Origin of the sequence: Bradyrhizobium sp. 35 (assembly GCF_023073215.1) — a bacterium.
GTDB lineage: Bacteria > Pseudomonadota > Alphaproteobacteria > Rhizobiales > Xanthobacteraceae > Bradyrhizobium > Bradyrhizobium canariense_D.
The window spans coordinates 270,082-282,601 of sequence record NZ_JADPJC010000017.1 but is presented as its reverse complement, the minus strand read 5'-3'; the positions used below and the strand labels follow the sequence as shown (position 1 = coordinate 282,601).

Genomic DNA, 12,520 nt, shown 5'->3' with positions numbered 1-12,520 from the left:
CGCACAATCGAACGTACAATCAGCGCGCGCTATCGCGAGCCCGACATCGAGTCAATCTGCCGCACGTTGGCGGCCCAGACTGACGATCCGGTAGAGCGCGCGGCGCTGCTGGAGATCGCCGGCAACTACAGGAAAGCCCCGCCATGTTGAGGCGGCGCGAAGGGCCGCCAGGTGAGGCAACAGGGGTCCTCTGAAGGGCCGAGAACCTACGGCGAATTGACTATCTATTCTTGCGGAACCGGCGCCTAGTAATTCCATCACCGGCCCATCACGGCATATATCGGTGACTGAGAGCCACGTGCTCCCGCCAAATACGCGGAGCCATCTATGGTCAAGCTCATCCCTTCTCTCACTGAACGCCTAACTCAAATGGCGAGCGCCGCTCGAACCCGGGCCGAAGCAACGCCTCCGGGGCCAAAGCGGGAAGCTCTTTTGAAGGCCGCGCAGCTCAGTGAGAACGCGCTGCATATTCAGCAATGGCTGAGCTCCACGAGCTTGCGAAAGCCAACGTAACGATGGGTTCGCAAAGGCCCGCCAGCGTGAACCGGCGCATACGGCCGCCAACTAAGGCAACGTACTTCTACGTGTTCCGCTTATAAATACACGCGCAAGGAACAAACGAAGATTTATTATTAGCGCAATCTGTTCTCGCCCGGAGAACAACGGGCCCGCCGTGAACCGGCGGGCCTGGAGGCTCAGGCTTCGCCCTTCGTCGGGGCAGCCATTGCGGCCAGATCCATCGCGACGGAAACTGAAATCACCGGATCGACATGGCGTAGGTGCGGCTGCCTGACGTCCTCAAAGACATAGATCATGCAAGCTTTGAGGCACAATTCGGCAAGGTCGCGGACCTTGACGTTCGCCAAGGCAAGTTGTGCGGCCTTGAAGGCGTCGCGCGCCTTCTGATGCGCATCGAAGACCGCATCATAGTTGATCTCGTCCATGTGCTTATCGTAGCGCCGGCAATACTTCTTGTGAGCGCGGTGGGCGCCCGGCTGCGGATTGGCTTTTTGCCATTCGCCGCAAGCCTTCCATACCCTTTGGAAGTCCGCAGCCGTCAGCTTCAAGGCCTCGTTCGCTTCATCGAGCTTGTAATAGGCCTCGCGCATTGCGTCGCCGCATTGGGAGCCATCGAAGGCAAGCTTTGGCACGCTGGCTGGAAGCGACGAGGCCAGCGCTTCTAGAGGCATGCTGGCTACGGAGGCTGCTGCTGCGCCGACGAATACGTTCATGATTGATCGCCCGCATGGGGCGAGATCAGCACGACACCGACGAACTCCCGGCAATGGAGCGACTGTGCCGCGACCTGGTGGAGGAGAGCAGGGTGACAGGCGAGGCCGGCGCGCTGCTTAAGATGGCCGAAAACTTCGGCCGTGAGGTTGCGAGACTAACCGTGGATAGGACCGTAGATTGTTCTCGGCGCAGGTGGAAAAGACGAGCGATTCAGCGAGGTTGAGCGGGCACCCCTTCCGCCACCTCCTAGTCCAATAGTGCCCAATCCGTCTTTCTGTTTCGAAGAAGCGCTTGATCTAAAACGGTTGGGTTCGTTGCTTGGGTTTGGTGGCAGCGCGGGCTCCAGCAGCGTGCCCACGTGGTCTGGTGCCGCTCTCGGCGCCGGAGCGGGCGGCCTCTCCATTCCCATGTTCGCAAGCGGCACCAGTTCGGCCCCGGGTGTACTCGCCATGGTGGGCGAGAAAGGTCCCGAGCTGGTCAACCTTCCGCGCGGCGCGCAGGTTTTCAAGCCGTCAAGCGCGGAGAATGCTGGAGGATCAGAGCGGCCCTGCTGTGGTCATGCAGGAGGGTGTGCTGGGAGTAGCTGCCGAACTTGTGGACTGGCCGCTCCGCCGCTACGATTTGCGGCATGGGACAGACCAAAAAGCTGATCGATTGCCACGACTGTGACCACCCGGTTTCACCGAGTGCGTCGGCCTGTCCAAATTGCGGCTCGAAGGTGCCGTTCGGTCCTCCCGTTCTTCACCGCAAAAGGCCCCCGGTCTATAACATCGAGGCGCGCAACGACCGCAACATGGTCGTCTTTGCCGTGACGCTGGGAGGCTTAGGCGCAGCTTACGGATTTGCGACAAGCGCAGGGCCGCTTAGCGCTGCGCTGCTGGTCACATCGTACGGCATGCTGGGTGTGTTGGTAGGCGTCCCGCTTGCGGCGTTGTTCAACGTCACGCGCCGGCTGTGGCGGTAGCGACCTCCGGAATCTGGGAAGTCTACGTACCAGCCCAGCGTCGCTCCCGGCGCTCTCATCCGCAATGAGCATGGGCCCTAGTAAGGAAGCGGTGCCATTTCCAAACCCGAGTGACAATCCGGGCCACCCCGAATTCCGGTAGTCTTACGGAATCCTTTTTCGGAACACGGTGTTCTACTGTGAGAACACCGGCGAGATTTAAGTACCAGTTTCTAATTTGCCCGGGATGGCCGCAGTGGGGGCTGGAACCACCCTGCGGCCTTCGCTTTAGCGAAACCCATTTCTAAGTTGAGCCGTACCGTCTCGGAGGCGAAGTCGGCGGAGAATTCGTGAGCATTCAAATCATTATAGCCGCCATGTTGGAGCGCGAGCTAGCGGCGCGCGGCGTGCAATCGTTGGGACCTTCCGATTGCATGGAGATCGTCGAGGACCTGCTTGAGCGCTTGAAAGATCTGGATCGGGAGTTAGCTGCGCGAGGCGCAACGCGGCGGTAGGCTGATGGACAGACGGCCCCGGGGTCGGAAGGGCCGGGGACTGGTTAGACCGAGGCCGCTACGCGGGAGCTTTGGCATTCTCTTGTTCACGATGCAGGTCCGCAGGAGTCGCAATCGATCGCGGATCGACATTTGCGATTGCGGTCTGGCAGGCGAGCAATCCGGTCATCGGGACGCGTCGCGCCGTGAGCACGATGAGTTTTAGATCGTCTTCCGGTGTCCAATGGTCAGTGCGTATTTGTCCGCTCCAGGCTCAAGATGCTGAGGCCAGTCAATTGCCGTGCAGAACAAGCCGCGTCGCTCGATTTCCCGTGCAAGAGCTTCCGCGCGCAGCCTCGCTGGCAATCCGACAAAACGCGCGCTGGCTAGCCTATCTGCTTGAACCTCTTGGCGAATGAACTCGTGCATCCGCAGAATGAAGTGGTCAGAGAGGCCTTCGAATTCGCTCATGCCAGCCAATCGCGTCAGTCAAAGATATAGGCAACCAGAAAGGTGGATGGCTGCCAAGCGATGAACCCAATCGCCTCCAGCGAAACAGCTGTGGCCAGGAGGGCTACAGCGCTGAAGGTGAGGGGAATGACGAGATCAAAAAAGTTGTGGGGCTCGTCTGCATCTGCAGTTTGAAATGCGGTTCTATTGGACATTCGAATATTCCTCTATTCGAGGTCATATCGAGTTCGACGCTCTCAGCCAAACGTTCGCTGGGGTTAACCTGACCGCTAAACCTTAACAGCGGGTCCAGTCCCTATGTGTCGCGGCACAAAACCGATCGACGGCCTTGATCAGTGCGTCCTTCAATCCACCACTCTGCTGCGGCTAACCTCAACAAGCGCAGGGATCAAAGCCGGCTGGCTGCAAGCTCGAAATACTGTGAACACGACGCCGCCGCCAAAGCCAAGGCGCTCACGCAACCCCGTTCGGCTTGTGGTGGTCTGCTCCCGACAGTGATTTGTCAGTTGCGGTGGAAATCGAGCGAGAGCGCGATTGTAGTGAAGCCTCGTCTCTGCATTCTATGGTCAGTGCCGCGAGGTCGTGCACCGCACGTAGAAGAAGTGAGGTCCGTTCGAAAAAAGTCGAAGATCAATACAGTTGACAAGAGACCCCTTCCGCCGGTCTATCCGACCGGGTTCTATCCGTCGGGTTTACCCGGACAGGTGATCGGTGAATCAGACATCCAATCCAGCTGCACTCGACAAGCTGAAGCTCCGCATTCAGGCGTTGCGTTCCAAGACCATCGCCAATGGCTGCACCGAGGACGAGGCGCTGTCTGCGGCCGCCAAGGTCGCCGAACTGCTGGATCGCCACGATTTGTCGCTGTCCGACGTCGAACTGCGGGCGTCGCCGTGCGAGCGGAAGGTCTACGAGACTTTTCGCAAGAAGCGAATTCCCCTGGACGACTGCATCGGGGCGATCGCTCGTTTCTGCGATTGTCGGGTCTGGCGCGAGAAGAACACGGCCGGCGAGAGCAGCTATGTGTTCTTCGGCCTCGGCGCGGACATCGAGGTCGCGCATTATCTGGCCGAATTGATCGACGGCGCCGTCCGCGCCGAGCTCGGCCGCTTCAAGACCTCGGTCGACTACAGCAGGTTCCGGCACCAGGAGCGGCATCTGGCCAATGCCTCCTTCGCGCTCGGGATGGTGGCGTCCATCGCGGACAGGCTGGTGGCGATCAAGGCCAGTCGCGATCAGATCAACGAAAGCACCGGCCGCGGGCTGGTGGTTCTCAAGACGTCGGTGGTCGATGCGGAGTTCGACAAGCTCGACCTGAAGATGCGGACCCAGCGCAGCAGCAGCCGGATGGTGTCGATGACGGCCTATGAAGCCGGCGGCGCCGCCGGCGCGTCGCTGGCCATCAATCCCGGGCTTGCAGGGTCGCAGTCAAGGACCGCTCCCAAAGGGAGCTGAGCGCGTCGGGGGAGGGCGTGCAGCGTCACCGTCATTGCAGTTCAGTCGATGGACTTCTCGAGCTTCTGGGCTGCCCGGAAGTCGTCCATATGCTGCAGGTTCGGCCCGTACGCGGCCTCCTTGGTCAGCAGGTGGTAGATCCGGGCCACGACGGTTTGCAGATGTTTCATTCGTCCGCGCGGCATCGCCCGGGCCTTGCAAAGGGCTCGGACCGCGTGCGCTCGGAAATAATCAAAAGCGTCTGACATCGCGGACTCAACGTCCCGCGAAACGATTGGTTCTTGGATTGGTCCTCGTTCGCGCGCCCCAAAGCGCCTCCAGGAACGCTGTCGAATGGGAGAACTTAGCTCGTCACGAAGCTATGGGATGGGCGAGGTATGTTCTTCTTTTTCTCGAACCGGCTGGGATGTCTCGGCTCGCTGCTGGTCTCCGGGTTGATCACTCTCGCGCTGCTTGTTCTGTTCGGGATCGTTCGGTTCTAACCGCCCGCGGGTTCAGGAACCTGGCCCTCGCTGACCCGTTGTTGGCACTCTCGTCCAGCCATGGAGGGCGCCCTTGGAAAGTACGATCATCGGAGAATTCGACACGCGCCGCGGCGCCGAGCTTGCGGTTGAGCATGTGGTGCAGGAATGCGGCGTGCCGCGAAGCGACGTCTTCGTCCAGCCCGTCGGTGGCGCGAACACGTCGGGGACACGCCCGGCCGGTCCTGACGCCAAGGCCGCGCCTGCGCCGGAGGGACACCAGAAGCTGGAAGGCCGGATCGAGGTCTCCGTGGATTTTCACGGCGATGCGCCTGAGAAGATCGCGGACGCCTTGAAAAGCGCAGGTGCGAAGACTGTCCGAACCAAGTAGCGGCAATGGGCGACTGTGGCGCCGGAATCCGCGCACGCTGAACGGCCACTCTGGTTCTGAGTCGGGGAACCCTTGCGCGGTCAGTGCGTTTCAACGCGAACGCAGATTGCGAGGTCTCCCTGCTTCAGAGCTCATCGACCCTGATCCCCGGCGACACCGTCTGGCGGCGGTGCGAGGCGCGGCGTGTGGCGGTTCTGAACGATGCTGCCGCTTATTTCGCGGCCCTGCGGCAGACCCTGCTGCAGGCGCAGGACCTCGTCTATATCGTCGGGTGGGATATCCATAGTGAGACCAGGCTGGTCGGCGAGTCCGGGCGAGCGGATGATGGCTTGCCGGAGCAACTCGGCCCATTCTTGCGCGCGCTGGTCCACCGCCGTCCCACCTTGCACATCAACATTCTCGTCTGGGACTTCGTCTCGTTCTACGCCTCCGAGAGGGAATGGAATTCCGCGGCCCAATTTACCGCCGACACAGATGGCCGCGTCCGGTTTCACCTGGATGCCACGCTTCCCTTTGGGTCGGCCCAACACCAGAAGATCGTCTGTGTCGATGGTTCACTGGCGTTCGTCGGCGGGCTCGATCTGACGATCAGGCGTTGGGACACCAGTGATCATCGCGCCGATCACGCATCGCGCTGTGATCCCCAGGGCAAGCCATACCTGCCGTTTCATGATGTTCAATGCGTGGTCGATGGGGATGCGGCGGCGCAGTTGTTTGACCTCGTGGAGCAACGCTGGCGCGCGGCGGGCCAACAGATTGATGATCGGCGCCCGCTGAAAAGCTTGCGCTGGCCGGCGATTGTGCCGGTCGAGGCTGAACATATTCCGGTGGGTATCGCCAGGACCGAGGTGGTTTGTCCGGCAGGTTCGACGCTCCGGGAGGTCGAACGCTCGCTGATTGCAGCGATGCGGTCCGCGACGAAATTCGTGTACATCGAGAACCAGTTCACCAGCGCCACCAAGATCGCGCGCGAATTGGCGGAGCAGATGCTGCGCGTGCCTTCGCTTCGGGTTCTGATCGTCACCCCAAAACTGCACTCCTCATGGCTGGAATCCCAAGCGATGCAGAACGGCCGGGGCGCTTTCATCGATTGCTTCAGTTCGGCCGGCGTCGCCGATCGCATCCGCTTCGTCTATCCGGTCTCGGGGAACGGGGATACGGAAGCGGCCGTGATGGTGCACAGCAAGCTCATGATCGTCGACGATCGGATCTTGAGGATCGGTTCGGCCAATTTGAACAATCGGTCGATGGGTGCCGATAGCGAATGTGACCTGATCTTCGAAGCCGCATCAGACGAGCATCGGGAGTTCATCGCCTCGGTCCGCCGTTGCCTGATCGCCCATTTCTGCGGTCTCGATGAACAGACCGTCGCGCAAAACGAAGATCGTCTTTTTGCGCTCCTGGACGACGTCGCAAGCGGGACGAAGGCGCTGCGGGACGTTGAATCCTCGGTCCTGACCAGCGCTCTGGCCACGATGGTTCAGCCGGTGGCGGACCCTGAGGCGCCTCTTCATCTGGAGCGGGCGGCATCGCGGATGTGGAGCACGAAGACGATCATCGGGATGGTCTCGATCGCCGTGGCGCTTTTTGGACTGGCGATGGCCTGGTCCTACACGTCGTTGAGCGATTTCGCCGACGCGGGCCGGATGTCGACGCTTCTGTCTGCCTATTCGCAGTCCGTTTGGGGTCCGCCATTCGCGATTGCAGCTTTCGTCGTCGGCGGGTTGGTCGTGTTTCCGGTTCTCGTGCTCATTGCGGCGACTGCTGCCGCACTGGGACCATGGCTAGGCTTCGTCACCGCCATGACGGGGGTCGTGCTCAGCGCCTTTATCCTGTTTGCGATCGGACGGGCACTCGGGCGCGAACGCCTCCAGCGTTTGCTCGGACGACGTACCGCGCGCATCCAGGAACGTGTTGTCGGCAAGGGCATTCTGGCTGTCGTCGTCATCCGGATGATCCCGATCGCGCCGTTCTCAGTGGTGAATGTCGTGGCTGGCGCGAGCACGCTGCCTCTGCGTGACTTCCTGGTCGGAACGCTGCTCGGCATGACGCCCGGCATTCTCGCCATGGCAGTTTTGGGGGCTCAGATCGCTGATCTCGCCAGGAACGCGTCCTGGGTCAACATGTTGCTGCTCGCACTGGCGTTCCTGGGCTGGCTCGCGATCTGCGCCGGCGCGCAATTCGTCGCGACGTGGCTCGCCGGGAGGCGCTGATGCGCTTCATGACGTGGAATGTGCATGGCACCTTCAATCTCAATCCGAAGTTCGATCTGGAAGGGATCTGTTCCATCATTCGCAAATGGGCTCCCGATGTCGTCGCGCTTCAGGAGGTGGATTCGCGATCGCGATCGGACGATCCGTTTGCGAAGCTGGCGAGCGTCGTCGGCGATCACGGTGTTCACGCCAAGTCGATCGTCACGGCCGATGGCGACTACGGCCAGACGCTCCTGAGCCGCTTTCCATTCTCCGGCCCGCCCGAGATCGTCGACGTGTCGTATCGTGAGCGGGAGCCGCGCCGAGCGATCGCCGCGGGACTGCTGACACCGGTTGGCGATGTTCGCGTGGTGGCCACGCATCTCGGCCTGAGCATCCACGAGCGCCACGCGCAGGCTCAGGCGCTGGTGAGCCTGGTGAAACCTGGAAGGACCGTCGTCCTCGGGGATTTCAACGACTGGTTCTGGATCAAATCGGTGCGGCGCGTGCTCGCGCAGGTCTGCCCAAACCGTACGCGGCTGCGAACTTTCCCGTCGCATTTGCCCCTGCTGCGGCTTGACCGGATCTATGCGACGTCCGACAGCCCGATCGGGAAGGTTTGGACCGACGAAGGCGCGAGGGCCTATTCAGACCATTTGCCTGTTATTGCAGACATCGAGATCCCTGCGGGGTCAAACGCATCGAAAGTGCGATAAAAAAAGTGCTGTCTGCAGAAGGACTTGGCTACTGTGCATGGGGTTGTTTTCGCACATTATGCAGTCGGCCCGCAGTGCCGCTCAGCGGGACCACGAGGAACTCTTTCCTCACCTCAGCATTATCTGGCCATGACGGAAGACATTTCCTACCGGCGCAAGCCCTTGACTCCCGAGCAGCGGCAGGCGCGCGATGCGACGCGCCGTGTCGAAGCCGAAAAAGCCATGCGCGATCATGAAGCTGCGCAGAAGGCGTTTTATGCCAACAAGGAACGGCTGAGGGCCGAACGGTTGGCACGTGAACGGACGGAGGCGAAGGGCTGACCGTACGCGGTCGCCCCGTCAAGGATGTCCTTGCCCGCGAGCGCCGGTCTCAGTGCCGGTCAGGGATGCGGGTCACGCTCAACGCCTGCTTCAGCGCCTGAACGGCACTTGCGAAAGGTCTGCGAGGCGATTGCGCCTCGATCGCTTCCGCTGCGACGCGACAATCGTCAGCGACCTTGAGCAACCCGCTTCGCGCGAGGTCCATGGTGGAGAGGGCTGCCTGCTCCAGGCAGACCCGTTCAAGCCGTCGAAACTCCCGCAGTTCTTTGTTCATGCGTCAGCTCTCGATGTCCCCGGCCATGCGGCGCTGAGTCTGCTTAATGAACAGTAAACATCTCTGCCTAGCCGGGTTTGGCTGGCGTAGAGCTGGTGGGTGCCTTGGGTACGCCCAGCGGGCTTGACGGCGTTTGGCTTCCGCCGGAAGCTTCCAACGACCCTGAATTGAACCACGGAGACGTTCGCTTCCAGCCAGTCCGATCCCGATCAGCGCAAACGACAATGGAGCTGACCATGACCACGTTCGACAAGCGCGAGCAGGGCTTTGAGGCCAAATTCGTCCACGACGAGGAGCTCATGTTCAAGGCCACGGCCCGGTCCAACAAGCTGCTCGGGCTCTGGGCCGCAACCCAGCTCGGCCTCAGCGGCGATGCCGCGGCCGGCTACGCGACCGCGTTGGTGACGGACCATCTGGAGAGCCAGTCGATGGATGAGATCCTCGACAAGGTGGCAGGCGATCTTGCCGCCAAAGGCGTCGCACGCGAACAGGTCGCAGCCAGGCTTCAGGAATGCTTGCACCAGGCGTTGTTGCAACTCGAAGCGGACAAGTGAAAGCAAGCCGGCCCTCGACGGCTGGGATCGGGAGGCGGGCGGTGACTTGCGGAATATCTTGCGGAGTATCTTGCAGCAGCCTCGGCAAATGGGCCGGCGCGATCGCACTCGCTGCTGCGATCCTGGTCGGCTGCAGCGGCGCTGAGGTATCGGCCACGCCGCTGACGCCATTTCGCTACGAGGCGCAGGCGCAGCGTCATTGCCCGCACGACCGGGTTGTCTGGCTCGATTTCAGCAAAGGTGTCTATTACGGCAAAGGCCAGAAGCGGTACGGCCAGGGTTTTGACGGCAGCTTCGTCTGCCTGAGCGAAGCCCGTGACAGTCTTTATCGGCGTTCGCTGCTTGGACTGCGGTAAGCGTATTGTTCGGGAAGTGCTGGGTGCTCAGGCGAAGGCCAATGCCACGAGGCTGGAGCACAGCAGGACCAGACCACCGGCGGTCAATGCCAGGAAGCCATCGGATACGAGGTCATGGTTGCGCATGGGACACCTGCCGCTCTCGTCTGCGATGCTCGATCGGATCGATTAAAAATGTCCGAACGCGCCGTCTTGAAAGGGTGATGCTTGCCGTCCGCGCGAGTGCCTCAGGCCCTCGTGCGGTAACCTTCAAACGCATGGGCCAGGAAGATCCCCGCGCTTACCAAACCCATCAGTGCCGAAACCGTCTCGATCATCGTCTCATTCCATTCCGCCCTGCACGCGAGAAAACGCGGGCGGCCTTGCACAGTCAAAAGAATTCCAGTGAGCGGCGCGACAATGGGGGTGGAGTGAGGATTTGGCGCAACAGAATGTCCAGGCGTGGCACAGAGCAGGGCACCGGCGCCCCGTAGTTCAACGGGGCGAGCGCATACCCCCTGTTTACCATCCCGGCGTGAACGCCGTGCGCTCCCCATTTCCGCCGTGTTCGGGTTGCGTTATCGTTACCACTTCCGACGCGGTGGTGGGCCGCCTCGGAGCAAAGGACCGGACAGCGCTACCCGTAGCCAAAGCGGGTTAGGTACGCCTCCGGCAAAGTGGTATTTGGGGCGAATGGGGATCCGACGGTCAGATTCGGTTTTGCGGGCCGCGCGCGCTGCTGCGATGGCCGCGACCTGCCTTGCGCTCGCCAATTGCGCCTCCTCCAACAAATTCGCCAGCCGGGTCGATCCGAAATACGGCGTGTCCTCGAGCCCCCGGGTCGTGGCTTTGGGCGATCCGGTCCCGAAGGGCGGCGGCGCCTATCGCGTCGGCAAGCCCTATGTGGTGGGTGGCCGGACCTATGTGCCCGAAGAGGACGTCAACTACCGCGCCGAGGGCATGGCGTCCTGGTACGGCGACGATTTCCACGGCCGCCTGACCGCCAATGGCGAGGTGTTCGACATGGGCTCGCTGACCGCGGCGCATCCGACCCTGCCGATGCCGTCCTATGCGCGGGTCACCAACGTCTCGAACGGCAAGTCGCTGATCGTCCGCGTCAATGACCGCGGGCCCTATCACGGCAACCGGCTCATCGACGTCTCGAACAAGGCCGCCGAACTGCTTGAATTCAAAGGCAATGGGATCGCCAAGGTCCGTGTCGAGTATGTTGGCCGGGCGCCGCTGGAAGGCTCCGACGACCGCCAGCTGATGGCCACCTTGCGCACCGGGACCCCGGCGCCATCGCCGTCGATGGTCCGGGTCGCCTCCGCGAGACCCTTCGTGCCGGACCTGCCATCGTCGAACCGCGGCGCCATGCGCGGCGAAGTTCCGACGCCGGAGGGACGGCCCTACAATCTCGGCAACACCTCCGCCGACATGGCTTCACTCAGTGCGACCTCGGAAATGTCGGCCTCGAGCCGCAACCGGGGCCGGGCGCTCCAGAACGCGCGCGCCGTGTCCTATGACGGGGACGGCCGCTATGCGACCGAGAGCGCTCCGTCCGGCGCCTACGCCTCGGACGGCGCTGCCGAGGCCCGCGGCATCCTGAGCGGCCGCGGCCTCTACTGAGCCGCGCTTTCCTTCAGGAAACTCATCAGCGCCGCATTCACCTCGTCGGGCCGCTCCTGCTGGACCCAATGGCCGGCGCCCTCGATGATCAGCTTTCGCTTCAGATTGGGCAGCACGCGCTCGAGTTCGTTGACGCGCTTGGCTCCGATCAGGCCGGTGATGACGGCGTCTTTCGAACCGGCAATGAAGAGCGACGGCTGATGGATTTGCGCGTCCTGCCAGGGCGCCGTCAGCTCCCAATTGCGATCGAGGTTGCGATACCAGTTCAGCCCGCCGCGGAAGCCGGACTTGCGGAAGGTTTCGGTGAAATAGGCAAGGTCAGTCTCGGTGAGCCAGGCCGGCAGAGGCTCCTCCGGGTTGCCGTGGCCGAGGAATCCCTTGCCCTCCAGCACGAACATGGCTGCGGAGGGATCGGCAAGGCCGCGCCCGCCGAGCACGATGCGCATGGTGCGCGCGACGTCGCGCTCGAACTCGGCTTCGGCAACGCCGGGCGCCTGGAAATACTGCCAATAGAAATTGGTGATGCCGCCCTGGCGCAGGAGATCGAGCGGCTTGCCGCGGCCGCGGAACGGCGGCGGCACGCTCAGCCCGGCGACCGCCGTGAAGATGTCGGGCCGGAACAGCGCCGCGTGCCAAGCCACCGGTGCACCCCAGTCGTGGCCGACCACCATGGCCTTGCTCTCGCCAAGCGCCTGCACGAGGCCGACGATATCGCCGACCGTGTCGAAGATCGAATAGGCCGTCGCCTCGGGCGGCGCTGAGCTCTGGCCATAGCCGCGCATGTCGGGGGCGACGACGCGAAACCCGGCCTGCGCCAGCGCCGGGATCTGGTGGCGCCAGGAGTAGGAGAGTTCCGGCCAGCCGTGGCACAGCACCACCAGCGGCCCCTGACCGGCTTCGCGGATGAACAGGTCGATCCCGTTGGCCTTGATCACGCGGGTGGATGACATCGCTTTTCCGCCTTGTTTCAGGGGTTTGGTCAGAAAATCTGAGGTGCCACGATAGGGGCGGGACGAGAATCGTGCAATCTCGGGACAAGCGGCCACCCCGT

16 protein-coding genes are annotated in these 12,520 nt (G+C 62.3%); 10 read left to right on the top strand and 6 right to left on the bottom strand.

The window, feature by feature from the left end; genetic code table 11:
* Positions 1-695: 695 nt before the first annotated feature.
* Positions 696-1,232: a hypothetical protein gene (locus IVB36_RS03695; protein WP_247390698.1), complete on the bottom strand. Its 537-nt coding sequence runs from the start codon at positions 1,230-1,232 to the stop codon at positions 696-698.
* A 629-nt stretch (positions 1,233-1,861) separates the two neighbouring features.
* Here IVB36_RS03695 and IVB36_RS03690 point away from each other — a divergent pair.
* Together IVB36_RS03690 and IVB36_RS03685 are read left to right on the top strand one after the other, a co-directional pair.
* Positions 1,862-2,197 (top strand): hypothetical protein, encoded by a 336-nt coding sequence (locus IVB36_RS03690; protein ID WP_018457874.1) that lies wholly within the window; start codon positions 1,862-1,864, stop codon positions 2,195-2,197.
* 329 nt (positions 2,198-2,526) lie between these two features.
* Complete coding sequence (locus tag IVB36_RS03685; RefSeq protein WP_247390696.1) at positions 2,527-2,691, top strand: hypothetical protein; 165 nt, start codon at positions 2,527-2,529, stop codon at positions 2,689-2,691.
* Between the two features lie 201 nt (positions 2,692-2,892).
* On the opposite strand, the gene IVB36_RS03680 is transcribed toward IVB36_RS03685, so the two are convergent.
* Together IVB36_RS03680 and IVB36_RS03675 are read right to left on the bottom strand one after the other, a co-directional pair.
* On the bottom strand, positions 2,893-3,141 hold the full coding sequence (locus IVB36_RS03680) for a hypothetical protein (RefSeq protein ID WP_247390694.1): 249 nt from the start codon (positions 3,139-3,141) through the stop codon (positions 2,893-2,895).
* Between the two features lie 14 nt (positions 3,142-3,155).
* Positions 3,156-3,335 carry a hypothetical protein gene (locus IVB36_RS03675; protein ID WP_085385231.1) on the bottom strand — a complete coding sequence of 60 codons (180 nt, stop codon included), beginning with the start codon at positions 3,333-3,335 and terminating at the stop codon, positions 3,156-3,158.
* A gap of 517 nt (positions 3,336-3,852) precedes the next feature.
* Here IVB36_RS03675 and IVB36_RS03670 point away from each other — a divergent pair.
* Positions 3,853-4,596 carry a DUF2786 domain-containing protein gene (locus IVB36_RS03670; protein ID WP_247390691.1) on the top strand — a complete coding sequence of 248 codons (744 nt, stop codon included), beginning with the start codon at positions 3,853-3,855 and terminating at the stop codon, positions 4,594-4,596.
* Between the two features lie 41 nt (positions 4,597-4,637).
* On the opposite strand, the gene IVB36_RS03665 is transcribed toward IVB36_RS03670, so the two are convergent.
* A complete protein-coding gene (locus tag IVB36_RS03665; RefSeq protein ID WP_007591053.1) occupies positions 4,638-4,844 on the bottom strand; it encodes a hypothetical protein in 207 nt (68 codons plus the stop codon).
* A 307-nt stretch (positions 4,845-5,151) separates the two neighbouring features.
* Between IVB36_RS03665 and IVB36_RS03660 the strand changes: the two genes are divergently transcribed.
* The 4 genes from IVB36_RS03660 to IVB36_RS03645 all read left to right on the top strand — a co-directional run bounded on the left by IVB36_RS03660 (position 5,152) and on the right by IVB36_RS03645 (position 8,677).
* Positions 5,152-5,448, top strand: a complete 297-nt coding sequence (locus IVB36_RS03660) for a hypothetical protein (protein ID WP_247390689.1) — start codon at positions 5,152-5,154, stop codon at positions 5,446-5,448.
* A gap of 185 nt (positions 5,449-5,633) precedes the next feature.
* Positions 5,634-7,661, top strand: coding sequence for a VTT domain-containing protein (locus tag IVB36_RS03655; protein WP_247390687.1), 2,028 nt, complete (start codon positions 5,634-5,636; stop codon positions 7,659-7,661).
* On the top strand, positions 7,661-8,356 hold the full coding sequence (locus IVB36_RS03650; protein ID WP_039800285.1) for an endonuclease/exonuclease/phosphatase family protein: 696 nt from the start codon (positions 7,661-7,663) through the stop codon (positions 8,354-8,356). Before IVB36_RS03655 ends, IVB36_RS03650 begins: the two co-directional genes overlap by 1 nt.
* A gap of 129 nt (positions 8,357-8,485) precedes the next feature.
* Positions 8,486-8,677, top strand: a complete 192-nt coding sequence (locus IVB36_RS03645; protein ID WP_247390685.1) for a hypothetical protein — start codon at positions 8,486-8,488, stop codon at positions 8,675-8,677.
* A gap of 49 nt (positions 8,678-8,726) precedes the next feature.
* On the opposite strand, the gene IVB36_RS03640 is transcribed toward IVB36_RS03645, so the two are convergent.
* Positions 8,727-8,951, bottom strand: a complete 225-nt coding sequence (locus IVB36_RS03640) for a hypothetical protein (RefSeq protein ID WP_247390683.1) — start codon at positions 8,949-8,951, stop codon at positions 8,727-8,729.
* Positions 8,952-9,187: 236 nt separating this feature from the next.
* Between IVB36_RS03640 and IVB36_RS03635 the strand changes: the two genes are divergently transcribed.
* The 3 genes from IVB36_RS03635 to IVB36_RS03625 all read left to right on the top strand — a co-directional run bounded on the left by IVB36_RS03635 (position 9,188) and on the right by IVB36_RS03625 (position 11,469).
* The gene (locus IVB36_RS03635; RefSeq protein ID WP_247390681.1) at positions 9,188-9,505 is read left to right on the top strand and encodes a DUF1476 domain-containing protein; all 318 of its coding nucleotides are present in this window, start codon (positions 9,188-9,190) and stop codon (positions 9,503-9,505) included.
* 41 nt (positions 9,506-9,546) lie between these two features.
* The gene (locus tag IVB36_RS03630; protein WP_018457862.1) at positions 9,547-9,861 is read left to right on the top strand and encodes a hypothetical protein; all 315 of its coding nucleotides are present in this window, start codon (positions 9,547-9,549) and stop codon (positions 9,859-9,861) included.
* Between the two features lie 672 nt (positions 9,862-10,533).
* On the top strand, positions 10,534-11,469 hold the full coding sequence (locus tag IVB36_RS03625; RefSeq protein ID WP_247390679.1) for a septal ring lytic transglycosylase RlpA family protein: 936 nt from the start codon (positions 10,534-10,536) through the stop codon (positions 11,467-11,469).
* On the opposite strand, the gene IVB36_RS03620 is transcribed toward IVB36_RS03625, so the two are convergent.
* Positions 11,463-12,419 carry an alpha/beta hydrolase gene (locus IVB36_RS03620; protein WP_247390677.1) on the bottom strand — a complete coding sequence of 319 codons (957 nt, stop codon included), beginning with the start codon at positions 12,417-12,419 and terminating at the stop codon, positions 11,463-11,465. The two genes, IVB36_RS03625 and IVB36_RS03620, sit on opposite strands and share 7 nt — an antisense overlap.
* Positions 12,420-12,520 lie beyond the last annotated feature (101 nt).